This is a genomic window from Arboricoccus pini, from assembly GCF_900187945.1.
Classification (GTDB): Bacteria; Pseudomonadota; Alphaproteobacteria; order Geminicoccales; family Geminicoccaceae; genus Arboricoccus; species Arboricoccus pini.
Genome location: NZ_FYEH01000009.1, coordinates 136,707 through 160,271 on the forward strand (window position 1 = coordinate 136,707; position 23,565 = coordinate 160,271).

The window sequence follows — 23,565 nt, forward strand, 5'->3', positions numbered from 1 at the left end:
TAAATCCGCGCCAGATAATTATCTTTGCTCCAAGATAGTTTTTTTATCCTTTTCTCAGTCGGTCCATGTGAAATGATCGCTCATAGATGGAGTGGGATCCAACCGCCCAGAGAAGGAATGCCATGGCAGAGCCCGCCTTCGCCCCCCGCATGGACATGAACGAGCGCCAGCTTCGCATCGACCTCGCCGCGGCCTTCCGCCTGGTCGTCCGCGAGGGCTGGCACGAAGCCGTGGCCAATCATTTCAGCGTGGCGCTCTCGGCCGATGGGCACCGCTTCCTCCTCAACCCGCAATGGGTGCATTTCGCCACCTTGCGCGCGAGCGATCTCGTGCTCCTCGATGCCGGCATGTTGGACGAGGGCGGCCTGCCCGCCAACATCGATGCCACGGCCTGGACTATCCACGGGACGATGCATGCGAAGCTGCCGCAGGCGCGCTGCATCCTGCATCTGCACCCGCCCTATGCCACGGCCCTCTCCTGCCTGGCCGATCCCGACATCAAGCCGATCGACCAGACGACGGCGCGCTTCTTTCGCCGCCTGGCGATCGATCTCGACTATGGCGGCATGGCGGACGAGATGGCCGAGGGCCTGCGCCTGGTGCAGGCCATGGGCGACAAGCGCACGATGATGATGGGCAATCACGGCGTGCTGGCGACCGGGGAGACCGTGGCCGAGGCCTTCGACAGCCTCTATCATCTGGAACGAGCCTGTCGCACCTTGATGCTGGCCTATGCCAGTGGCAAGCCCTTGAACGTGTTGGGCGACGAAGTCGCCGAGAAGACGGCGCGGAGCTGGGACCACATGCCGGGCTGGGCCGAGGCGCATTTCGCGCAGATGAAGCGGCTTCTCGATCGTGACGAGCCGGATTATGCCGACTAGCCCTGTGCCTCGCCACCTTTTCCTTTCATTCAAGAGCCCAGCCGGAAAGTCTACTTATGATCGCGCCGCGCCAGATCAAGCTTGCCCTCATGATGCAAGAAACGGGAGGTGTTCATCCGGCCTCCTGGCTCCACCCCAAGGCTAAGCTCGGTGCCGCCAACGACATCGACTATTATCGGACGATGGCGCAGACGGCGGAAAAGGCGCTTTTTGATCTCTTCTTCATCGCCGACACGCCGGCCGCCCGGATCGACGATCTACATGCATGGAGCCGGTATCCGCTCTTCATGAACGTTTTCGAGCCAACGACGCTCCTGGCGGCGGTCGCTGGCAGCACGTCCAGGATCGGGCTCGGGGCCACTTCGACGACGACCTATAACGAGCCCTACAATGTCGCTCGTCAGTTCGCCTCGCTCGACCATATCAGCCATGGCCGCGCCGGCTGGAACGTCGTGACGTCGGCCAACAAATACGTGGCCCCCAATTTCGGCGAGCCCGATCTGCCGCCGCATGCCGAGCGCTATGCGCGAGCGCGCGATTTCGTCCACCTCGTCCAGAAGCTCTGGGACAGCTGGGAGGACGATGCCTTCATCCGCGACCGGGCCAGCGGGCGCTATTTCGATCCGAGCAAGCTCCATCCCATCCACCACCAGGGCACGCATTTCAAGCTGGACGGCGCCCTCAACATCGCCCGTACGCCGCAGGGCCAGCCGGTCATCATCCAGGCGGGAGCATCGGAAGTAGGCCGAGAGCTGGCGGCCGAGACCGCCGAGCTCGTCTTCGGCACCGCGACCACGCTCGACGACGCCAAGGCCTTTTATGGCGACTTGAAGAAACGCATGGCGAAGTTCGGCCGGTCGCCGGATGCCATGCGTATCCTGACCGGCTGCGGCGTGATGCTAGGTGAGAGTGCTGAGGAAGCCGAGGCCAAGTATCTGGAGTTGCAAAACCTCGTCCATCCCGATGTCGGCCGCTTCTTCCTCTCCAATGATCTTGAAACCGACCTCAGCGACCTGCCGCTGGACGAGCCCATCCCCAAGGAGCGCCTGCCGACGACGGCAAAGTATCACCGTGCCTATTTCGAGCAGATCATCGCCACGATCGAGAGGGACAATCCCACACTGCGCCAGCTTTATCTGAGCTATGAGCGCGGGCGGAAGACCTTCAAGGGCACGTCGGCCCAGGTGGCCGACCTCATGCAGGAATGGTTCGAGGGTGAGGGTGCCGACGGATTCATGATGATCTTTCCACTGCTGCCCTCCTGTCTTGAAGAGTTCACGGCCGGTGTCGTTCCCGAACTGCAGCGCCGCGGCCTCTTTCGCACTGCTTATGAGGGCATGACGCTGCGGGAGAATCTAGGCCTGCCTCGGCCGGCCAATCGCTTCGCGGCCAAGCCGGCCGAGCTGGCGGCGGAATAACGACCTGAAATCAGATATAAAGATATCCTTATATTTCTTGACGACTGCACCCACCTCAGCCTAACCTGCCGGCGTCGTGGTTCTCGGCTGGTGTCCGTATCGGTCGAGCTAAGAGGGAATCCGGTGCGCCTTCGGGTCAGGCCGGAACTGCCCCCGCAACTGTGAGCGGCGAGCGGTCATCCAAGAAGTGCCACTGGGCGTTTCCCGGGAAGGCTGGATGATCGCGTCGACCCGCAAGTCAGGAGACCTGCCACGTCGACATACGTTCCCTGGGCGGGGTGTCCCGGTGGGCTGCTGGCAGAGGGGACTTTACAGCTCCTGCTCGCGGCCGCTTGGCCTTTGCCCCAAGCACGCGATTGGGGTTTCCATGAACGATTCAACCTCCTTGCCGACAGCCACGCTGGGCGTGCCACGGATGGGTCCGCGCCGTGAGTTGAAGCAGGCGCTCGAGCGTCACTGGACCGGCGCATCGTCCGACGCTGAGCTGCTGGACGCGGCAGCGGCACTCAGGGCCGCGCACTGGGCGCGCCAGCATGCCCAGGGAATAACCAGAATTCCGGTGGGCGATTTCTCGCTCTACGACCACGTCCTCGATCTTAGCATGATGGTGGGGGTCCTGCCGACGGCGCATGCGGCAGCCGAGCTCCCGCCGCTCGAGACTTACTTCGCCCTCGCCCGGGGACGCCAGGGCCGGCCGGGGCTGCCAGCCCTCGAGATGACCAAGTGGTTCGATACGAACTATCATTATCTCGTGCCGGAGTTCGCGCCGGGCCAAAGCTTTAAGCCCGGCCCCAACAAGGTCCTGGCCGAATTCCTCGAGGCCAGGGCGCTTGGCTATCGAACGCGGCCGGTCCTCCTTGGCCCCGTCACCTATCTAAAGCTCGGCAAGGGCGAGAGCGACCCGCTCCGCCTCCTGGATGGCCTCCTTCCGGTCTATGTGCATCTGCTCCGTCAACTGGCCGAGGCCGGGGCCGACGAGGTGCAGATCGACGAACCTTGGCTTGTCATGGACGCGGATGAGGCCACGCAGCAGGCCTATGTCAGCGCCTATGGCCGGCTGGCCCGCGAACTGCCGGGCCTCGAACTCATGCTGACGACGTATTTTGGCGAGCTCGGTGACAATCTCGAGACGGCCCTGGCCCTGCCCGTCAGCGGCCTGCATCTCGATCTTTCGCGAGCCCCCCATCAGCTCGACCAGGTGCTCCGCCACGCCCGGCCGGACCACAAGCTCTCGTTGGGCGTGATCGACGGGCGCAATGTCTGGCGCGCCGATCTCTCGGGCCTTCTGGACCGGCTCGAGCCCGTTCGCGATCGGCTCGGACCCGAGCGGCTCGTCATCGCCAGCTCGTGCTCGTTGCTGCACGTGCCGACCGACCTCGACCTCGAGACCGATCTCGATCCTGATCTCAAGGGCTGGCTCGCCTTCGCGGTGCAGAAAATGGGCGAGCTCGCCATCCTCGGACGCGGCCTCGCACTTGGCCGGGAGGCCGTACGGGCGGAGCTGGCAGAGACCGACAAAGCCCTGGCGGGAAGGCAAAGCTCGGCCAAGGTCAACGATCCCTCGGTGGCCAGCCGTGTAAGCGGACTTGATGCCACCATGGCCGAGCGCCGGAGCCCCTATGCCGCGAGGCGCCAGCTGCAGCGGGCAGCGTTGCGGCTGCCGCCCTTCCCGACGACGACGATCGGCTCTTTTCCACAAACGGCCGAATTGCGCCAGGCGCGAGCACGGCACGCCAAGGGCGCCATGACTGATGCCGACTATGCGGACTTCCTTGAGGCCATGACGGTCGAGGCGGTCCGCTGGCAGGAGGAAATCGGCATCGACGTGCTGGTCCATGGCGAGTTCGAACGCAACGACATGGTGCAGTATTTCGGCGAGCGACTGCAGGGCTATGCCTTCACAGCTCATGGATGGGTGCAGAGCTACGGGTCGCGCTATGTCCGGCCGCCGGTGATCTTCGGCGACGTTGGCCGCCCCGAGCCGATGACGGTGCGCTGGTCGAGCTTCGCGCAGTCGCTGACGACGAAGCCTGTGAAGGGCATGCTGACCGGTCCGGTCACCATGCTGCAATGGTCCTTCGTGCGTGACGACCTACCACGCCAGGCGGTCTGCCGCCAGATCGCCTTGGCTCTTCGCGACGAAGTCTTGGACCTTGAGGCCGCCGGCATTGGCTGCATCCAGATCGACGAGCCTGCCTTTCGCGAAGGTCTGCCCTTGCGCCGGAAGGACTGGGCCGACTATCTCGCCTGGGCAGTCCAATGCTTCAAGATCGCGGCGGGCGGCGTCGCCGACAAGACGCAGATCCACACGCATATGTGCTACGCGGAGTTCAACGATATCATCGATTCCATCGCCGCCATGGATGCCGACGTGATCTCGATCGAGACCTCCCGCTCGCGCATGGAACTCCTAGACGCCTTTGTCGGCTATCGCTATCCGAACGAAATTGGCCCCGGCGTCTACGACATCCATTCCCCGCGCGTGCCGGATGCCGACGAGATACGAACGCTCCTCGACAAGGCCCTTTCTAACCTCGCCCCTGAGCAGCTCTGGGTGAATCCCGATTGCGGGCTGAAGACGCGCGGCTGGGCGGAGGTTCGGCCAGCCCTTCTCAACATGGTGGCGGCCGCCAAGGCGCTGCGATTGGCGAGCGTACCGAACCGGGCCTGACAGGAAGGGAGCTACCATGAGCGATGCCGCCATCCGGCTGATCGACATCGTCTTCCCGGGCGATACCAACCATCACGGCACGCTTTTCGGCGGCAGCGCGTTGGCCGCCATGGATAAGCTGGCGTTCATCGCCGCCGTCCGTCACGCCCGCGTCGACTTCGTGACTGCCTCCTGCGACCGGCTCGATTTCGTGGCGCCGGCCAGGCTAGGCGACATCGTCGAATTCGCCGGCCGCGTCACGCGGGTGGGCAGACGCTCGCTTTCCGTCGAGCTCGAGATGACGGCCGAGGCAGCCCTGTCCGACGCCCGGCGGCGCTGTTGCCGCGGCACCTTCACGATGGTGGCCGTGGGCGAGCGGCCAGGTGCTGCGGGTTATCAACTCCCGCCTCTCGTGCCGGCGGCAGCCTTATCCGCCAAACTACGCATGGTCGAGCTCGTCATGCCCGACCAGACCAGCCATTACGGCACGCTCTATGGCGGCCAGGCGCTGGCGGCCATGGGCAAGGCCGCCTTTGTCGCCGCCACACGCCACTGCCGCCACAACGTCGTCATGGCGGCCTCCGACCATGTCGACTTCAAGAGCGGCGTCAGGCAGGGCGAGATCATGGAACTCACCGCCGAGCTCCTCAGGGTCGGCCGGAGCTCGATGACCGTCCAGGTGAGGCTGGAGGCCGAGAATTTGTTCAGCGGCGAACGCCGCCTCTGCTGCCAGGGACAATTCGTCATGGTGGCGCAAGGTCCCGACGAGCGCCCGACTACCGTGCCGCCCTTGGCCCTCCCGTGAGCCGGGGGCCTCGGGTCCAGGCGGTTGCCTACCGCCAAGCCTGAGGGGAACCTGCGGCCGGCCAGGGTCGACGCCCCTACCCTGCACGGCGAGCCCGATCCCTGCGCCTTTCGACGACAGCAATTTCCAGGCGCCATTGCCGAGAAAAGCCGGTCCCAACGCTTGCCCGCCGATTGGCTGCCCCCGAAGACCGCGGGTGTACGGAGCTGACCGTGCCGCCGGCGGGTCTAGTCGGAGTTAGTCTTGGAACGGCCAGATGGAAAATCGGCCAGCGCCAGACGCTGGCGCGCGATCTTGCGACGAAGCCTGTCGATCTCACCTGCACGCTCGGCCTCCAGCTTGGCGGCGGAGCGCGTGAAGATCGCCTCGTCTACGGCATTCCACCCAGGACCGCCCCGCGACTTGGGCGAACCCGCCACCTCGATGGCGAAAGCCTCAGCGCGACCTTCGATCGCCCGGCGGATGGTAGCCAGGCAGTTTTCGTTGATCGTAAGCGCGCGGACCATGCGGGAAATCTGATCGCTCATTTTAAATCCGTCAGGCAGGAACTCGGTTCGCCGCGCGGATAGACCCTCAAAACGGCAGCTTGATGACGCTTTGCCCCGAATCCGGCAACGATGACCTGAAATGCTGCGTGCTGCCAATGGGTAAACACACCCGATCACACCTGTACATACCCACGGACCGCGTCGGTCGTCAGCAGATCGCCTCGGCGTCGATCTCGACCCGATAGGGGCCGACCAACCGCGCGACCTCGAGCAGGGTGTTGGCTGGACGGACATCGCCCAGATAACGGCCATGCACGCGCGAGACCGGCTCCCATTCGTCGACGTCCTGCAGATAGACGCGCGTGCGGACGACGTCGCCGAGGCTGCCGCCCAGGGCGGCGAGGCTGGCGGCGATCTTGTCCATGATGAAGACCGTCTGCCCGGCGGGATCGTCCGGGCAGACCACGTTGCCATGCGCATCGGTGGCCGTGGTGCCGCTGACGAGAATGCGATCCTTGACCCTGATGGCCCGACTATAGCCGCAAATGCCCTCCCAGACGCTGCCGCTATCGACCCGCAGTCTGTCCGGCCGGCCGGACATGGGCACGGCCTCATAGGCCTTGGGCAGGCTTTCCAGATGATGGCTGAGATCGCCCGAGGCGGTGAGAAAGGGGGGCTTGCGATACTCCTGGCCGCAATCGCCGGGGATCGGACGCGTGACCGCGAAGGCGGCCCCCAGCCTTGCCAGATCCTCGGCGTCGAGCCTGAGCTCGAAGAGCCGCTGATTGTCCGCCTTGTGATCGCGCTCGCCGAGTCTGGCGCCGACGATCACGGCCGCGGTGGCGGGCTGGTCCAGCACCCAGCGCGTGGCGACGTTGGCGATCGAGGCGCCATGGCGCTGGCCGATCTCGGCCAAGGTAAAGAGCATCGTCTGATACGCGCCCCAGCCGCCGATCGCGTCGATGAAGCGCTTATACTTCATCTTGCTCCAATCCTGGAGCTCCAAGGGCTCGGGCTGGTTCAGCCAGCGCTCGGCGAGTAGGCCGCCGGCCAGCGTGCCGTAGGCCAGGAGCCTGATGCCGTGGTCTTTGCAGAAATCGCTCATAGCGCCAGCGGCGCGCCGGTCGAGGACCGAGAACGAGACCTGGTTGGTCAGGATCGGAATGCCTTGGCCAACGACGACGCGCAGATGATCGGTGTCGAAATTAGTCAGCCCGATGGCGCCGATCAGGCCCTCCTCTTTGAGACGGGCAAGCTCGAAGAGCGCGTCCAGATAAGCCGGATGCTCGAAGCTCCACCAGTGGAACTGGAGGAGATCGATCCTCTCCACGCCCAGCCTCTCCCGGCGCTGCTGGACTCCGGCACGGACGATCTCCGGTGACATCACTCCCGGCGCCGGGCACCATTTGGTGAATGCCAGCGAGCGCTGCCTGCCGGCGGCGCGCTCATCGGCGAGGAGATGGCCGGCGATGATCTCGGCACTGCCATAGTGATCTGCCATGTCGAACGTGTCGAAGCCGGCATCGCGATAGGCGGCCAGGGCCAAAGCCCCGGCCTTCGGATCGAGCAGGGTGCCCGTCTTCTCCATGTCCGCCACCTGCCAGAGGCCGGTGATGACGCGGCTGATCGAGAGATCGTCGCTCAGGCGCAGGCGTTCGGGTTGCGCGCTCATCTCAGCCGCCAATCTTGGCCTTGAGGGCGGCCACCTGCTGGGTTGTCATCTGGCCGACCGTCTGGACCTCGCCGCCTTCGATCTTCCAGAGACGGAACGGGCCGGTAATGTCGCCATACTGATCGAAGCTGACGGGGCCGATGACCCCCTCATAATGAATGGGTTGCCCGTCCTTGAGGAGGGCTAGCGCCTCCTTGAAGCTTTCCGGTCCGGCATGGATGGGCGTGCCTTCGCTGCCGGTAACCTTGAAGATCGCATCGCGGATCGCGATCGGAGTCTCGTCCTTGGCGGCCGCCATGGCGAGGCCGACGATTGCGCCCGCGTCATAGGCGCGGTCGGCGGCCGGATTGCTGGCGGCGATACCGCCTGAGAATTTCGGGTATTCGGCGTTGAAATACTGGCTGGAGGGGCTCTGCGTCGTGCCCGAGGAGGTGCCGTAGGCTTCGTTCAGGTATTTCGCCCCCACGCTCTTGATGAAGTCGGGGCTGTTCATCCCGTCATTCAAAAGAAAGCGGGCTGGGCCGCCGCCCGAGATCCAGGCCCTGGCGATCACCGCCCCGTCGACGGGGGTCGAGACCAGATAGAGCCCATCGGGATCACCCTCCATGGCCTTGGTGGCCTCCGACTGGTAGCTGGCCTGATTCGCGTTATAGGCGACCTCGGCCGCGATCGTGCCGCCCAGTGCGATATAGGCCTTCTTGAACTCGGCTACCATGTTGGCGCCAAAATCGTCGTTCACATGAATGATGGCGATCTTCTTGAAGCCCCGATCCAGGGCATAGCTGGCAGCGGCCGTGCCTTGGAGCGCATCCGAAGTGATGGTGCGAAAGAAGATGCCGTTCGTCTTGCCCTCGCGGCCAAGCGTCGTCAGCGTCGGCGAGGAGGAGGCGGGGGAGACCTGCACCACCTTGGAGGGCGCCGTCACCGCGGTGAGGATCGGGATCGTCACCGAGGAGATGATGCCGCCGATCAGGACCGGCACCTTGCCGACCTGGACCAGTTGGTTGGCAGCATCGACCGCCACGCTGCCGCTGCTTTGCGAATCGCGCGTACTGGCCTTGAGTATGCAGCCTTTGACGCCGCCGGCCTCATTCAGGTCGCGAAACGCCATCTCGACCGACTTTGCACCGGCCTGGCCATACTCGCCAGCAGGCCCCGTGAGCTCCATGACGACGCCTACCGTCAGGTCGCAATCGGCCGCCCTTGCGCCGGCCGCTACCGGCAGGGCCAGGACGGAGCCCAGGAGGATCGCGCGAAGCCGCATCGTCGTTTCCCTCATGGCCGCTTTTGCGCGGCGCTCGTGTTGAGATTATATTTCATGATGCGCCCGTGCGGCCCCTCTCGGTCGCGCTCGAGCGCGTAGGTGTCGCCAACCGGTCCCTTGCGCCTAGCCAGGACGGCGGCGATCTCGGCCTGATCGGCTGCACTCAGCTTCAACTCGCCCAGGGCGACGTTCGCCTGGAGATGCGCCCGGTTGCGCGCGCCAACGATGACGCCCGCCACGCCCGGCCGGTCCAGGATATAGCGGCTGGCCACGGTGGCGATGTCGACGCCGTGACGCTGGCCGATGCGCTGGAGGGTCGAAAGGAGGAGCTGGAACAGCTCCCATCCACCGAAATCGTCGATGATCAGCTTGTACTTGGTCAGCGAGCGGTTCTCGAGCGGTTCCTTGGGCTCGGCCCGGCCCAGCCAGCTTTCAGCCAGGAAGCCGCCAGCCACGGTGCCATAGCAAAAGAGATGCACGCCTTCTTTTGCCGCCAGGGCGACGAGGCCGTTCTCGGGACGGGCGTCGAGGACGGAATATTGCGTCTGCATCGAGAAGAGGGGGATGCCGGCCTTCAGCATGCGATAGGTGTGGGCGGTGCCGAAATTGGTCGCTCCCAGCCGGTCGATGAGACCCTCGCGGCGGAGCTGCTCCAGCCAGCCCATGACCTCCATGTCGCGCGCCACGCCATAGTCCCACCAGTGGAACTGGACGAGATCGAGGCGCTGCATCCCGAGGCGCTTCAAAGACTGGCCGATCAGCAGGCGAACATCGTCCTCGGTGATCCGCTCGAGCAGGGCCAGGTCGGGCACCATCTTGGTGTGGATCTTCAACCGCGCCAGCGCCGCCGTGCCGCGTTCCTTGGCCAGACGCTGGCGAAACCGGCCATAGAGCTCCTCGACGCCGGTATAGATGTCGGCGCAGTCGAAGGTCGTGATGCCGGCATCGAAGGCCGCCATCAGATCGCCGAGCACGGCGTCGGCATCGATCGCGCCATGGCCGCCCGCCAGTTGCCAGCCGCCACGGATGACGCGCGAGATCGTGTAGCCCGGCGCCAGGGTCAGGCGCTCGACGCTCAATTCCGCCTCTCCCGGGCCGGTAGCGGCACGGCCGTCGTCAGGGCATGGCTGAAAGGCCTCTTGCCCAGCCGGAGGATCCGCAGCTTCGAGGTGCAGTTGGGGTCGGGGCAGGCGATCAGCGTGTCGGTCGTCATCCAGTCGTTCGGATGCGTCGGCCGCTGCTTGGCGGCCAGGAGAGGGAGAACTGCTGCCAGTGAATAGATGGAAAAGCCCTGACCCGGCGGCAGATGCAGCATCTCGCCGCGCAACTCGAAATGATCGCCTGGCCTGGCACCACAATAGACAGGGCCGTCGCCTGTGATCACGGCTTCGACCCGGAGGTCGAACAGCTCGAATCGATCATCCCCGGATGCTGCGCTCAAGGCAGGCGTCCCTCTTTGTTTCGCCCCTGGCTCTGGGATAAGGCAGCGCGGAGATTGCGGCGGCTGCGGGACCCTCTTAGGGTGCCGCCCCATATTTGACCATAGCGCCAGTAACTTTGCGCTCCCTTAAGATCCATAATCCGATGTCCGATCCCTCAAGCCTGCCGCCGATGCCGCTTCTCACGGTCGAGGGGCTCGTCAAGCGCTTTGGCGGGGTCGCCGCGGTGGACGGGATCTCCTTCACACTCGAAGCCGGGCAGATCATGGGCGTGATCGGCCCGAATGGCGCCGGCAAGACGACGCTCTTTGACTGCCTGGCCGGCAGCCAGCTACCGGATGCGGGGCAGATCCGCCTTGCCGGCCAGCGGATCGAGCGCCTGCCCGCCTGGCGCCGGACGGGTATCGGGCTAGGCCGTACCTTTCAGATCCCCAGGCCCTTTCCCGCCATGAGCGTGCTCGAGAATGTCATGCTGGGGGCAAAGGACCAGGCGGGCGAGCGCATCCTGCCCAACTGGGTGGCACCCGGCCGCGTGCGCCGGCAGGAGGCGGCCTGCCGCGAGCGCGCGCACGAGCTCTTGACCTTCGTCACCCTGGCGTCGCTCAGCCATGCCCCGGCGGGCTCGCTCTCGGGCGGCCAGCGCAAGCTTTTGGAGCTGGCCCGCGCGCTGATGGCAAAGCCCAGCCTCATTCTCCTGGACGAGCCGGCGGCGGGGGTCAATCCGGCACTTCTCGAGATCATCATCGAGCGGCTGCTGGCGATGAACCGGGCGGGCACGACGCTTTTGCTCATCGAGCACAACATAGACATGGTGGCCCGGCTCTGCCGCCACGTGCTGGTCATGGCCAATGGCCGTCCGCTGGCGGCGGGGACACCGGAGAACGTTACGAGCGATCCGCGTGTCGCGGAGGCCTATCTGGGCGGTGCCGTCGCGTGAATGGCAAGCCGGTCCTTCGTGTCGATCGTCTGGTGGCCGGCTATGAGCCCGGCCTGCCGATCGTCAACGGCGCCTCGCTCACCCTCAGGGCCGGCGAGATCGTGGCGATCCTGGGACCGAACGGTGCCGGCAAGTCCACCTTGATCAAGGCGATCGCCGGGCTGGTGGCGACGCCATCCGGTCAGATATGGCTGAACGGCACTGACCTTCGTCCTTTGCCGGCGCACAAGCGGACAGCGCTGGGGCTGGGCTTCGTGCCGCAGACCGAGAACGTATTCACGAGGCTCTCGATCCTGGACAATCTGAAGCTGGCGGCCGGTATCCTGCCGGCTGCCGGACGGGCGGCCGCGATCGACGACGTGCTCAGCCTGTTTCCCGATCTGGCGGCCCGGCCGGCACTCCTGGCCGGTCGGCTCTCGGGCGGCCAGCGTCAGATGCTGGCCGTGGCCCGCGCTCTGGTCGTCAAGCCCCGCATCTTGATGCTGGACGAACCCTCGGCCGGACTGTCGCCCCGGCTCGTCTTGGAAGTATTCGCCCAGTTGGGTCGCATCCGCGCGCAGGGAATCACCATCTTGTTGGTCGAGCAGAACGTCAAGGCCGCCCTTGCCCTGGCGGATCGTGGCATCGTGCTGGTGGGCGGCCGCGAACGGCACGAGGGTAGATCAGCGGATCTGCTCGGCGATCCGGGGCTGGGCGCGCTCTTCCTTGGCGGTGACGCTGTCAGGGAGACCGGGAGTTGAGCCTGCAATTCCTGGCTGACGGCCTCCTGGCAGGCCTCCTGATCGGCCTCGGCGCCATCGGCGTCACGCTTACCTACGCGATGCTGCGCTTTGCGAACTTCGCGCATGGCGAGATGATGAGCTTTGGCGCCTATGTGGCCTGGAGCGCCAGCTTCCTCCTGAGCGCGCTCGCGGGGACTGCCTGGCCCGCGATGGGGCCATTCTCGATCACGGCCGCCGTCCTGCTTGGCGGCCTCGCCGCCATGATCCTGACGGCGGGCCTGGCGTTGCTTCTCGATCGCTTGCTGTTCCGGCACCTGGCTGGCCGTGGCGAGGCCATCACGCTCGTCATTGCCAGCTTCGGCGCCTCGATGGCCCTACGCAGCCTGATCGAGTTCGCCTTCTCCTCAAGCCCGCTTTATTTCAGCAGCGACCTGCAGATCGCCGTGCGGCTGGGCATGGGCATCCGCGTCACGCCTGACCAGTTGGCCTTGATCGGGCTGACCCTTTGCCTCCTGCTTGCCATCCACCTCCTGGTCACCAGGACGCAGGCAGGCCGGGCCATGCGCGCCGTGGCCGAAAACCCCACGCTCGCGGCCGTCGTCGGGCTGGACGTAAGACGGGTCGTCGGCCTCACCTGGGTCATGGGAGGCGCCCTTGCCGCTGCCGCCGGGACGATGGCGGGCATCCTCGTGCAGATCCGACCGAACATGGGTTTCGATTTCCTTCTCCCTCTCTTCTCGGCTGCTATCCTGGGCGGCATCGGCTCCATTCCCGGTGCTATCCTAGGCGGCATCGTCATCGGTCTGGCGGAGGCCGCCTGCGTGCAGTTCGTTGGGGCGGAATGGCGAGCGGCCGTGGCCTTCCTCATCCTCGTCCTGCTCCTTCTCCTCCGTCCGCGCGGCTTTTTCGGCGAGGCCGCATGAGCGAGGCAATCTTGAGCTATGGCAGCTTTTTTCTCACCACCGCGCTCGCCTATGCGATCCTTTGCCTGGGCCTCAACCTGCAATGGGGCAAAACCGGCCTCTTCAATGTCGGCGTCGCCGGCTTCGTCGGGGTCGGCGCCTATGTCTCGGCCATCCTGACGACGCCTTGGAGCAGTGCGCATCTGGGTGGCTTCGGCCTGTTCTGGCCGCTCGGCTGGCTGGCGGGGGCGGCGGCGACGGCCCTGATGTCCCTGCTTGTCGGCGCCCTCACCTTGAGGCTGCGCCAGGATTATCTGGCGATCACCACGTTCGGCTTCGCGGTCGCCATCCAGCTCGTCCTCCTCAACCTTCAGCCCTTGACCGGCGGCCCCTTCGGCATCGGCTTCATCCCCCGGCCGTTCGAGTCCCTGGCCGACCGGCCGCTGCTCTTCGGCTTGGGCAATCTGGCCATAGTCGCCACCTTGGTGCTCGTCCTCTACCTCGCCCTGCAAAACCTGAGCCGCAGCCCCTGGGGCCGCGTGCTGCGCGCCATACGCGAGGACGAGACGGCGGCACTGGCTCTAGGCAAGAATGCCGCCCGCTACCGGCTGCAAGCCTTCGCGCTCGGCGGCGGTCTCATGGGGCTGGGCGGGGCGATCCAGGCGCATTTCACCGGCTTCATCGCGCCGAACAATTATCTGCCGAACCTGACCTTCCAGGTCTGGACGATGCTGATCATCGGCGGGTCCGGCAGCAATCGCGGCGCGATCTTGGGGGCTCTCTTCGTTTGGGCGCTCTGGGCGGCCACCGGCGGTGCAATCACGGCCTTCGTGCCGGCGGAGCTTCAAGCTCGGGCCAGCGCCCTCCAGATCGCCGCCATCGGCCTCGGACTCTGCCTCGTCTTACTGTTACGCCCGGGCGGGCTCTTCGGCCTGAGGCGTCATGCGGCACGCGGCTGACGTCAGGGTTGCATTCATACGGGTAGCCCGTATATAATGTTCCGAGGAACGAAGCCGCCGGCCGTCGATTGGGACGACGTCAAGGAGCGTTGGACGATCATGCATCGCGGGCTCACCTTCGGCTTTGCCGCGCAGGTGCTGCTGGATCCCGACCGCATCGATGTCGTCGACGATCGTCGAGACTATGGCGAAGAACGAAGGTTGTGCTGGGGCAGGATCGGCGGTGTCGTCTATTCGATCTGCTATACACGGCGCGGACAGGTATATTGGCTCATCTCCGCCCGACGCGCCTCGCGCAAGGAAAGGCAGGCCTATGACGAGAAAGATTGAGACGGCGTTGCCAGCCGAGCTGGCAGCGCGTCAAGCCGGCATGAACGAGGCCGAGATCGAACGTCAGGCCGCCCTGGACGAGACGCATCTCGAGGCGTCCGATGCCATGCTGGAACGCGGGCGGGCCGCCCGCCTTGCCCGCCAGACGCGGGAAGCCACAGGGCTTTCGCAACGCGCCTTCGCCAGACGCTTCAAGATCAACCTTCGCCGACTACAGGATCTGGAGGTCGGCCGCTACAAGCCGGATTCAGCCCTCTTGGCCTATCTTCGCGTCATCAACGCTATGCCGGAGGCGGTGGGCCAGGTGCTTGACGACTCGCCAACGGGCGGTCGCGCGCTCGTCTCGGCTTGAGGCGGTCTTGATCAACATCTCGCTTCGGGCGATCCGCTACATGGTGGCCACGGCCGAGGCGGGCAACATCACCGAGGCGGCACGTCAGCTCAACATCTCCCAGCCCTCGATCTCGGCGGCCATTGCCCAGGTCGAGACGGAACTAGGCGTTCAGCTCTTCGTGCGCCATCATGCCCGCGGCGTGACCCTCACGCATGCCGGACATCGTGTCGTCGCGGAGGCGCGCCTCCTTCTGGCCCATGCCGAGGATTTCGCCCAGACAGCCCAGACACTCGGCCACGCCATTCGCGGCGAGATCAGCGTCGGCTGCTTTCCCACGCTGGCTGCGCGCTTCATGCCGGGCCTGCTTGCGGCGTTCGCGGCAAAGCAACCCGCAATCTCGATCCGCCTCTTCGAGGGTGATCAGGCACAGATCATGGAAGCCTTGATCACCGGACGGACCGAAATCGCGCTCTCCTACGATTATGCGGTTCCCGACGAGGTCGAATCGACGCCGCTGGCTGAACTGCCGCCATGGGTGTTCCTGGCTGCCGATCATCCCTTGACCGCCCAGCCGGCGATCACGCTCGAGGAGCTGGCACCGCTTCCTTTCATCCTCCTTGACCTCCCACATTCTCGGGATTATTTTCTTAACCTGTTCCGCGCCGCGGGACTGGAGCCTCAAATTGTCTTTCGCGCCGGCTCGCCGGAGCTCGTGCGCGGCCTCGTCGGTCGAGGCTGGGGCTATACCCTCCACAATACCGTTCCACGGACCGAACGCTCTTACGACGGGATGCCGGTAGCAGTCCGACCGCTCATCGGCCCGCATGCGCCGGTTGTGATCACGAGCCTGCGACTGAAGCGCCAGACGATGCGGCCGGCCGTGCGTGCCCTGGCGGATTTCCTTTGCGACACGGGTGACGTTTTCGCGGCAGAGCGAGGTTAGCAGCGACTGTGATCGCAGCAGTCTGCCCGGAGAATCGGCACCTAGCACGAATTTAGTCCAGTTTTACTGGCAGGAACGGCCTGGCACAGTGTTTGCGAAACATAGTGTCACCAGGGCTGGAGACGTATTTTGAACGCAGGCGCGATGCATCTGGTTGGCTATATCAGCGCCGGCCCTTGCTGGCACCATAACGGGAGTTGGCGCCATCCGGAGAGCGATGCAGTCGACTGCATGCGACCCGAGCGCTACGAGACGATCGCCCGGATCCTGGAAGAGGGCCTGTTCGACGGTGTCTTCATGGTCGACGTCCAGACCATGTTCGATTCGTATGGCGGCACCCACGAGGCCAATACGCGCCAGCCCGGACAGTTCTGGTTCATGGAGCCGATGCAGACCCTAGCGGCGATGGCGCGTGTAACGAGCCGGCTGGGCCTGGCCGCCACGATGTCAACGACGCTCTACCCACCCTATCACATCGCCCGCGCGTTCTCGACGCTCGACCATATCAGCAACGGTCGCGCCGGCTGGAATATCGTCACCTCGACCAATGACGGTGAGGCCAGGAATTTCGGCCTCGACACCTTTCCGGACAAATCGCTTCGCTACGATCTGGCGGAAGAGGTCGTCGAGGCCTGCAACAAGCTCTGGGAAAGCTGGGAGCCTGACGCGATCATCTATGACCGCGAGGAGGGCATCTGGGCGGACCCCGCGAAGATCCGCCGGGTCGATTTCGAGGGCCGTTTCGTGAAGACGCGAGGGCCGCTCGCGGCACCGCGCTCGCCGCAGACCCGGCCGGTCTTCATGCAGGCGGGCTCCTCGGAGCGAGGGCGCGAGTTCGCCGGCCGCCACGCCGAGGTGATCTTCACGCTTCAGCATGACCGCTCGCATATGCAGGCCTTCTACCAGGACATCAAGTCCAGGGTCGTGGCGCATGGGCGGCCGGCCCATCATTGCGCCGTGCTTCCGGCCATCGATGTCATTGTCGGCGAAACCGAGAGCATCGCCAAGGAAAAGCAGGCCTATATCAACTCACTCGTCAGTCCCGAGCTCGGAGTGGCCGAGATCTCGAATGGAATCGGCATCGACCTGTCAAACTTTCCACTCGACCAGCCGATCCAGGACATGGAGATCACGCAGGGTGCCCGCGGCGTCTTTGACGTCATCCTGCAAGGCTCGAAGACGCGGAACCTGACATTGCGGGATGCGGGACGTGCCTATGGCGAGAGCCAGATGACGCCGCAGATCGCCGGCACGGCCAGGCAGATCGCCGACCACATGCAATCGCTCTTCGAGGATGGCTGCTGCGACGGATTTATTGTCATTCCCTCGCTTTCGCCCTCAGGTTATCAACAATTCGTCAAGCATGTCGTGCCCGAGTTGCAGAAGCGCGGCATCTTCAGGGACGCCTATCGCGGCACCACCTTCCGTGAGCATCTCCAGGGCTAAAGACCCGCCATCCGCCAATCCAGGGACCGACCCATGTCGAACATTCTCAAGCACCCTTCCTATACCGACGAAGATGCAGCGGTCCGGCAGATGCGGATCGACCTCGCGGCCGCCTTCCGGCTGATCGCCCGGGCCGGCTGGCACGAGGCCGTGGCCAACCATCTGAGCCTTGCCGTGTCCGATGACGGCCAGACCTTCCTGATCAACCCGCGCTGGAGGCATTTCTCCCGCATCAAGGCCTCCGACCTGCTCCTCCTCGACGCGCGCGACAGCGAGGCGATGAAGCGGCCCGACGCGCCCGACATCACCGCCTGGAATATCCACGGAGCGGTCCATCGGCAGGTGCCGGGTGCCCGCTGCATCCTGCACGTGCACAGCCCCTACGCCACCGCCCTGGCCTCATTGGCCGACCCGACGATCAAGCCGGTCGACCAGAACACCTGCCGCTTCTTCAACCGCGTCGCCTACGACATGCACTATGGCGGCATCGCCGACAGTAGCGAGGAAGGCAACCGCATCGCCTCGATGCTGGGCAACCGGCAGACCATGATGATGGCCAATCACGGCGTCCTCATCACCGCCAGCACCGTGGCCGAGGCCTTCGACCTTCTCTACTACATGGAAAAGTCCTGTCAGAACCTGATGCTGGCCTACAGCTCGGGCCAGCCTTTGCACATCCTCTCCGACGAGGTGGCCGAGTTGACCGCGCGCGGTTGGGAAGGCAAGGGCGCGGTCGCGCAGGCAATCGTGCATTTTGAGGAAATGAAGCGCATCCTCGACGAAGAGGATCCCTCTTATGCCCACTGACCCGGCCATGGCGGCGACCATGGAGCGGGTTGATTTTCGCCAGATGAAGGACGGCACGGCCAAGGAATATCTCTTCCTTCGCGAGCTGGAAAAGCCGCATCTGGCGATGACACCTAAGCGTGTGATGCGCGAACTGCGCATGCAGGACGAGGAGACGATCCCGGGCTATCGCATTTCGCGCCTGGGTCACGGCCTGCAATCCGCCACTCGCGCCCATCGCGAGGGGGCGGATATCGACTGGGTGGTGGCAGCCCTCCTGCACGATATCGGCGACGGCCTGGCCCCGCAGAACCACGACCGGTTTGCCGCCGAACTGATCCGTCCCTTCGTGCGCGAGGAGGTCACCTGGACGGTCGAGCACCACGGCGCCTTCCAGATGTATTACTACGCGCATTTCTACGGCTGGAATCAGCTCGAGCGCGAAAAGTATCGCGACAATATGTACTACCAGTCCTGCGTCGATTTCTGCGAGCGCTGGGACCAGGCCTCGTTCGACGACCAATATGCGCACGAGGACCTGGCCTTCTTCGAGCCGATGGTCAACGAGGTCTTCGCCCGCAAGGCCTACGATGACACCGTCATCATGACGGGCGTCGCCAAGGGCCTGCCGCCGCTTCCCTGATACGGCATGAGGTTTGCTTGGCCGCCGATGGAGTGATCCACCGGCGTATTTTTTCATTCGGGGAAGACATGTCCATGCTCATGACGCCGACCTCCTCCTCGGGGCCGGCGCAAGGATTGCGCGAATCGCGGCGCATCATTGAAACCGACCCCTCAAGCGTCCTGGTCTCGTTCTACGGCGTCACCAGGAGCTATGACGGCAAGACCAAAGTGGTCGACGATCTCGACCTCGAGATCAGGAAGGGCGAGTTCCTCACCCTCCTTGGCCCCTCCGGCTCCGGCAAGACCACCTCGCTCATGATGCTGGCGGGCTTCGAGCAGCCCGACCAGGGGCATATCTACCTGAATGGCAAACCTATCGACGGCCTCCCCCCCGAGGCGCGCGACATCGGCGTCGTCTTCCAGAACTACGCCCTCTTCCCGCATATGACGGTTGCCCAAAATGTAGGCTTCCCGCTCCGCGTCCGCGGCCTCGCCAAGGCCGAGATCGATCGCCGCGTGCGAGATGCCCTCAAGATCGTCCGCCTCGAGGACTTCGCCGATCGTCGGCCGACCGAACTCTCGGGCGGCCAGCAACAGCGCGTCGCCCTCACCCGCGCACTCGTCTTCGAGCCCCAACTTGTCCTCATGGACGAGCCCCTGGGAGCGCTCGACAAACAGTTGCGGGAACAACTCCAGCTCGAGATCAAGCACATCCAAAAACGCCTGGGCCTGACGATCCTCTACGTCACCCACGACCAGTCCGAAGCGCTCACCATGTCGGACCGCATCGCCGTCTTCGGCGCCGGCCGGATCCAGCAACTAGGCCACCCGCGCGACATCTACGACCATCCGGCCAACGCTTTCGTGGCCACCTTCATCGGCGATAACAACCTCATGCCGGCCACCGTGCACGAGGTCCGAGGCGAGCGTGCCGCCGTGCGCCTCGGCAATGGCGCCCTCATCGAGACATCCCGCAGCTCGCATGCGCATGCCGGCGCCCCGGTCACCGTCGCTATCCGCCCCGAGCGGTTCGTCATCGATCCCTCGGGCCCCGTGGCCGGCACGCTCGCGGCCAAGGTCAGCGAAATCATCTATGTGGGCGACCAGACCCGCGTCGTCGCCCGTCTCGAGGATGGGCACGAGGTCGAGGTGCGTCTCGCCAATGGCCGCCGCGCCGCCGACCCCCTGGAGGGGGCCACCGTCACCCTCGGCTGGCACGAGGGCGACGCCATCCTTCTCGACCGCGCCGCCTGATCCCTCTCGTCCCTCACCGCCTCCGCGAGAACAATTATGCTCAGACTTCGTCTTCGCCACGCCGCGACCGCCCTGGCCCTGGCCCTTCCACTGCTGGCGCACGCCGCCAGTGCGGAGGAATTCACCGTTACCTCCTGGGGCGGCGCCTACCAGGACGCCCAGCGCAAGGCCTTTTTCGAGCCCTATACGAAGGCCACCGGCGTCAAGCTCAACGAGGACCAGTGGAGCGGCGAGCTCGCCAAGGTCCGCGGCATGGTGCAAAGCGGCTCCACGAGCTGGGACCTCGTCAGCACCGACCCCAAAACAGCCGAGCTCGGCTGCAATGACGGCCTCTTCGAACGCCTCGATTATTCGCGCATCGGCGACACCGCCGATTTCGCCAAGGGCGCCGAGCTCGAATGCGCCTTCGGCACCGACGTCTACGCCACCATCCTCGGATATGATCCGACCAAGCTGAAAGGCGAGGCGCCCAAGAGCGTCGCCGACATCTTCGATACCAAGAAATTCCCCGGCAAGCGCGGCCTGCAGAAGGTCCCGGCCGATAATCTGGAGCTGGCCCTCGTCGCCGACGGCGTCCCCTATGACAAGGTCTACGACGTTCTCAAGACCAAGGAAGGCCAGGACCGCGCCTTCAAGAAACTGGACACGATCAAGAAGGACGTCGTCTGGTGGACTGCCGGGGCCCAGCCGCCCCAGATGCTGGCAGCCGGCGAAGTCGTCATGACCACGGCCTGGAATGGCCGCATCGCCGATGCCAACAAGAACGGCCAGCATTTTACCATGGTCTGGCCAAACCAGGTTCAGGGCTTCGACATGTGGGTCATTCCGACCGGCAGCAAGAAGATCGACGCCGTCTACGACTTCCTCAAATATTATTACCAACCCAAGAACTTGGCACGGATCACCGACTACATCGCCTATGCGCCGACCACGAACGCCGCCCTCAAGATGGTCTCGCCCGACATCCTCCCGGACCTGCCGACGGCACCTCAGAACATGAAGGGCGCCATCGTTCAGGACCCGGAATTCTGGGGCGATTACGGCACGGAGCTCGAAGCACGCTTCAATAGCTGGCTCGCCAACTGACCGCAGCCCGGCCGGCACCCGCCCGGCCCTCTGACCTCGCCGGTCCGGCGCCACGGCGTCGGGCCGGCCGCTCTCCTGGATGACTGGGCCATGAACACAGCCGCCATCGCGCGACCAGCCCCGATCGGTCACAAAAGACGCCGCATCCGGCTCGGCGCCTTCAGCCTCGGCCTCCCGCTTCTGGCCTTCCTCCTCGTCTTCTTCGTGGCCCCCATCCTCTATCTCTTCCAGTCGGCCGCCTACGATCCCGCCATCAAGGACTCTCTTCCGCGCACGCTCATGACCCTCCAGGACTGGCAGGGCGGCAGCCTGCCGGGCGAGTCCACCTTCGATGGCCTGGCCACCGACCTCCGCGAGCTTGACCGCGCCCGTAACGTCATCGCCCTTGCCCAGCGCGTCGGCATGGAAGCCACCGGCGGCCGGCAGCTCATCATGAAGACGACCCGCGCCGTGGCCCGCGCCAAGGGCCCTGTCACCAGCCAGACTTTCGCGAGCATCGATCCCCTCTGGGCCGATCCAGGCTTCTGGCAGGTGCTCAAATCGGGCGGCAACGGCGTCACACCCCTCTATCTTACCATCGGCATGGGCCTGCACACGCCCTATGGGAGTGCCGAGAGTGGCGATGACAACAATTACGGCTTCCCGACGATCTTCCTGCGCACCGTCGTCATCTCCATCGTCGTTACCCTGATCACGATCGTCCTGGCCTACCCCACCGCCTACGCGATCGTGCAAAACGACAACCGACTGGGCAAATGGCTCCTGGCCGCTGTCCTCATCCCCTTCTGGGTCTCCCTCCTCGTCCGTTCCATGTCCTGGGTCGTTCTCCTTCAGGGCAACGGCCTCGCCGCCGAACTCCTGCGCGCGCTGGGTCTCATCGGACCCGATGCCCAGCTGCTCTACACACGCGGCGCCACCCTGGTCGCCATGGCCCAGATCCAGCTGCCCTTCACCCTTTTGCCCATGCTGGGCGTCATGCGCGGCATCTCGCCCTCGCACATGCGCGCCGCCCGCTCTCTCGGTGCCAAGCCAACCTACGCCCACCTCAAGGTCTATCTGCCCCAGGCAGCCCCAGGCATCGTCGCCGGCGGCATGATCACCTTCATCCTCAGCCTCGGCTACTACATCACCCCGGCCCTCGTCGGCGGCCCCGCCGACCAGATGATCAGCTACTATGTCGCCCGCTTCACCAACGAGGAGCTGAACTGGAATCTGGCCGCATCGTTAAGCGTGCTGCTGCTACTCCTCACCATCCTCTGCCTCGTCGCCATGCGCCGCTTCCTGCGCCTCGACCGGCTGCTCAAATAGAGGCCACGCCCATGATCAGCCTGAAAAGCCCCAGAAACAGCGCGCAAAGCAATGTCAGCCCGCCCGTCAAGCTGCTGGGATCGGCCCTCATCGCGCTGACCGTGTTCATGCTGCTGGCCCCACTCGTCGCCGTCATTCCCCTCTCCTTCAGCAGCGAGAAATGGTTCACCTACCCCATGCCGGGTTTCTCGCTCCGCTGGTACGAAAGCCTGTTCGCCTCCGACCAATGGCGCGGCGCCATCGCCAACAGCTTTATCGTCGGCACCGCCGTCACCATCATCGCCACCCCGCTCGGCACCATGGCAGCCCTGGCCATCAGCCGCCCGGAAACCAAAGGCCGCAATCTCCTCCTTCTCCTCTTCCTCTCGCCCATGGTGGTCCCCGTCGTCGTCACGGCCCTGGGCTTCTATTTGTTCTTCGCCCGCTTCGGCCTCGCCAATTCCTATACGGGCCTCATCATCGCCCACACCGTCATCGCCGCCCCCTTCGTCGTCATCACCATGTTGGCCGCCTTCAGCCGCTTCGACTTCCGCCTCATGCGCGCCGCTGCCAGCCTCGGCGCCTCGAAGATGACCGCCTTCCGGATCGTCATGATGCCCTTGATCCTGCCCTCGCTCATGGCATCGGCCATCCTCGCCTTCATCACCTCCTTCGATGAAGTCGTCATCGCCATCTTCATCGCGGGCCCCGACCAGCGGACCATCCCCCGCCAGATGTTCACCGGCATGCGCGAGGAAATCAGCCCCACCATCATCGCCGCTTCCGTCGTCGTCATCGCCGTCGTCTTCGCCCTCATGGCCACAGCCGAGCTCCTCCGCCGCCGCGCGGCGGCTGGGCTGAAGGGGTAGGAGGAGGGCGGGAAGCGGCCTCCGGCGGCCAGGGGGCACCGCCCCTGGCCCCGGGGTGGGGCGGGATTGTCGGTGCGGGTGAGGTCCGGGTTTCAGGCGGCCACCATCACGAGGGCGGGCCGGTCCCATAGCGGCCGATCTTCCTCGCACCCTGCAAGCGTATCGCCGCCTGCATGCTCTCGGCCGGCCGCTCGTGCCAGTACCGCGCCACACCCCGCGCCACCGCCTCCAGGCGAAGCGAGGGCAGCGCGTTCTGACCAAGGCCCGTACCCATCCGCTCGGCCTCGGACGCCAGCTTGTCCGCCAGCCGGTTCAGCTCAGCCCGATTGTCCCGCGCCACCCGGCGCAGATCGGCCAGGGCCAGCGCTTCCGCTTCCTCCTGGTGCTCGGGTATCGCCGCGCAATGGCTCCAGTCGCCCGGCGGCTGGCGCGGCTCGGCCGGCGGTGCGGCCTCGCGACGCTCGGGCCT

At 65.1% G+C, this 23,565-nt stretch carries 24 protein-coding genes and 1 riboswitch; of the genes, 18 read left to right on the top strand and 6 right to left on the bottom strand.

What is annotated here, in order from left to right; all coding sequences use genetic code 11:
- Positions 1–122 precede the first annotated feature (122 nt).
- From CFB17_RS13320 to CFB17_RS13335, 4 genes are all read left to right on the top strand, one after another.
- Positions 123–881: a class II aldolase/adducin family protein gene (locus CFB17_RS13320; protein WP_243389883.1), complete on the top strand. Its 759-nt coding sequence runs from the start codon at positions 123–125 to the stop codon at positions 879–881.
- Between the two features lie 56 nt (positions 882–937).
- Positions 938–2,299: an LLM class flavin-dependent oxidoreductase gene (locus tag CFB17_RS13325; protein ID WP_088562049.1), complete on the top strand. Its 1,362-nt coding sequence runs from the start codon at positions 938–940 to the stop codon at positions 2,297–2,299.
- A gap of 60 nt (positions 2,300–2,359) precedes the next feature.
- Positions 2,360–2,568: riboswitch (cobalamin riboswitch) on the top strand.
- A 98-nt stretch (positions 2,569–2,666) separates the two neighbouring features.
- A complete protein-coding gene (metE, locus tag CFB17_RS13330) occupies positions 2,667–4,970 on the top strand; it encodes a 5-methyltetrahydropteroyltriglutamate--homocysteine S-methyltransferase (RefSeq protein WP_088562050.1) in 2,304 nt (767 codons plus the stop codon).
- Between the two features lie 16 nt (positions 4,971–4,986).
- Positions 4,987–5,754 (top strand): acyl-CoA thioesterase, encoded by a 768-nt coding sequence (locus CFB17_RS13335; protein WP_088562051.1) that lies wholly within the window; start codon positions 4,987–4,989, stop codon positions 5,752–5,754.
- 227 nt (positions 5,755–5,981) lie between these two features.
- On the opposite strand, the gene CFB17_RS13340 is transcribed toward CFB17_RS13335, so the two are convergent.
- From CFB17_RS13340 to CFB17_RS13360, 5 genes are all read right to left on the bottom strand, one after another.
- Complete coding sequence (locus CFB17_RS13340; RefSeq protein ID WP_088562052.1) at positions 5,982–6,281, bottom strand: hypothetical protein; 300 nt, start codon at positions 6,279–6,281, stop codon at positions 5,982–5,984.
- Between the two features lie 169 nt (positions 6,282–6,450).
- On the bottom strand, positions 6,451–7,914 hold the full coding sequence (locus CFB17_RS13345; protein ID WP_088562082.1) for an aldo/keto reductase: 1,464 nt from the start codon (positions 7,912–7,914) through the stop codon (positions 6,451–6,453).
- Between the two features lies 1 nt (position 7,915).
- Positions 7,916–9,178, bottom strand: a complete 1,263-nt coding sequence (locus CFB17_RS13350; protein WP_207762080.1) for an ABC transporter substrate-binding protein — start codon at positions 9,176–9,178, stop codon at positions 7,916–7,918.
- 11 nt (positions 9,179–9,189) lie between these two features.
- Positions 9,190–10,257, bottom strand: coding sequence for an aldo/keto reductase (locus CFB17_RS13355; protein WP_088562054.1), 1,068 nt, complete (start codon positions 10,255–10,257; stop codon positions 9,190–9,192).
- A complete protein-coding gene (locus CFB17_RS13360) occupies positions 10,254–10,619 on the bottom strand; it encodes a TIGR04076 family protein (protein ID WP_243389884.1) in 366 nt (121 codons plus the stop codon). Before CFB17_RS13360 ends, CFB17_RS13355 begins: the two co-directional genes overlap by 4 nt.
- A 143-nt stretch (positions 10,620–10,762) precedes the next feature.
- On the opposite strand from CFB17_RS13360, the gene CFB17_RS13365 reads away from it, so the two are divergent.
- The 14 genes from CFB17_RS13365 to CFB17_RS13430 all read left to right on the top strand — a co-directional run bounded on the left by CFB17_RS13365 (position 10,763) and on the right by CFB17_RS13430 (position 23,096).
- Positions 10,763–11,554, top strand: coding sequence for an ABC transporter ATP-binding protein (locus tag CFB17_RS13365; protein ID WP_088562056.1), 792 nt, complete (start codon positions 10,763–10,765; stop codon positions 11,552–11,554).
- Positions 11,551–12,294, top strand: a complete 744-nt coding sequence (locus tag CFB17_RS13370; protein WP_088562057.1) for an ABC transporter ATP-binding protein — start codon at positions 11,551–11,553, stop codon at positions 12,292–12,294. The genes CFB17_RS13365 and CFB17_RS13370 overlap by 4 nt, the downstream gene beginning before the upstream one ends.
- Complete coding sequence (locus CFB17_RS13375) at positions 12,291–13,199, top strand: branched-chain amino acid ABC transporter permease (protein WP_088562058.1); 909 nt, start codon at positions 12,291–12,293, stop codon at positions 13,197–13,199. The genes CFB17_RS13370 and CFB17_RS13375 overlap by 4 nt, the downstream gene beginning before the upstream one ends.
- Positions 13,196–14,137: a branched-chain amino acid ABC transporter permease gene (locus CFB17_RS13380; protein ID WP_088562059.1), complete on the top strand. Its 942-nt coding sequence runs from the start codon at positions 13,196–13,198 to the stop codon at positions 14,135–14,137. Before CFB17_RS13375 ends, CFB17_RS13380 begins: the two co-directional genes overlap by 4 nt.
- A 36-nt stretch (positions 14,138–14,173) precedes the next feature.
- Positions 14,174–14,467 carry a BrnT family toxin gene (locus CFB17_RS13385; protein WP_088562060.1) on the top strand — a complete coding sequence of 98 codons (294 nt, stop codon included), beginning with the start codon at positions 14,174–14,176 and terminating at the stop codon, positions 14,465–14,467.
- Positions 14,451–14,819: a helix-turn-helix domain-containing protein gene (locus CFB17_RS13390; RefSeq protein WP_243389885.1), complete on the top strand. Its 369-nt coding sequence runs from the start codon at positions 14,451–14,453 to the stop codon at positions 14,817–14,819. Before CFB17_RS13385 ends, CFB17_RS13390 begins: the two co-directional genes overlap by 17 nt.
- A gap of 7 nt (positions 14,820–14,826) precedes the next feature.
- The gene (locus tag CFB17_RS13395) at positions 14,827–15,744 is read left to right on the top strand and encodes a LysR family transcriptional regulator (RefSeq protein WP_207762082.1); all 918 of its coding nucleotides are present in this window, start codon (positions 14,827–14,829) and stop codon (positions 15,742–15,744) included.
- A 129-nt stretch (positions 15,745–15,873) separates the two neighbouring features.
- Positions 15,874–17,190, top strand: coding sequence for an LLM class flavin-dependent oxidoreductase (locus CFB17_RS13400; RefSeq protein WP_207762083.1), 1,317 nt, complete (start codon positions 15,874–15,876; stop codon positions 17,188–17,190).
- Positions 17,191–17,223: 33 nt separating this feature from the next.
- Positions 17,224–17,997, top strand: coding sequence for a class II aldolase and adducin N-terminal domain-containing protein (locus CFB17_RS13405; RefSeq protein WP_088562062.1), 774 nt, complete (start codon positions 17,224–17,226; stop codon positions 17,995–17,997).
- Complete coding sequence (locus CFB17_RS13410) at positions 17,987–18,619, top strand: HD domain-containing protein (RefSeq protein ID WP_207762084.1); 633 nt, start codon at positions 17,987–17,989, stop codon at positions 18,617–18,619. Before CFB17_RS13405 ends, CFB17_RS13410 begins: the two co-directional genes overlap by 11 nt.
- A 134-nt stretch (positions 18,620–18,753) precedes the next feature.
- Complete coding sequence (locus tag CFB17_RS13415) at positions 18,754–19,854, top strand: ABC transporter ATP-binding protein (RefSeq protein ID WP_322112141.1); 1,101 nt, start codon at positions 18,754–18,756, stop codon at positions 19,852–19,854.
- 36 nt (positions 19,855–19,890) lie between these two features.
- Positions 19,891–20,940 carry an ABC transporter substrate-binding protein gene (locus CFB17_RS13420; protein WP_088562063.1) on the top strand — a complete coding sequence of 350 codons (1,050 nt, stop codon included), beginning with the start codon at positions 19,891–19,893 and terminating at the stop codon, positions 20,938–20,940.
- 90 nt (positions 20,941–21,030) lie between these two features.
- Positions 21,031–22,248, top strand: coding sequence for an ABC transporter permease (locus CFB17_RS13425; RefSeq protein WP_088562064.1), 1,218 nt, complete (start codon positions 21,031–21,033; stop codon positions 22,246–22,248).
- A gap of 11 nt (positions 22,249–22,259) precedes the next feature.
- A complete protein-coding gene (locus CFB17_RS13430) occupies positions 22,260–23,096 on the top strand; it encodes an ABC transporter permease (RefSeq protein WP_088562065.1) in 837 nt (278 codons plus the stop codon).
- 106 nt (positions 23,097–23,202) lie between these two features.
- On the opposite strand, the gene CFB17_RS19245 is transcribed toward CFB17_RS13430, so the two are convergent.
- The coding region (locus CFB17_RS19245; RefSeq protein ID WP_165769389.1) for a hypothetical protein at positions 23,203–23,565 on the bottom strand (363 nt) is incomplete at its 5' end.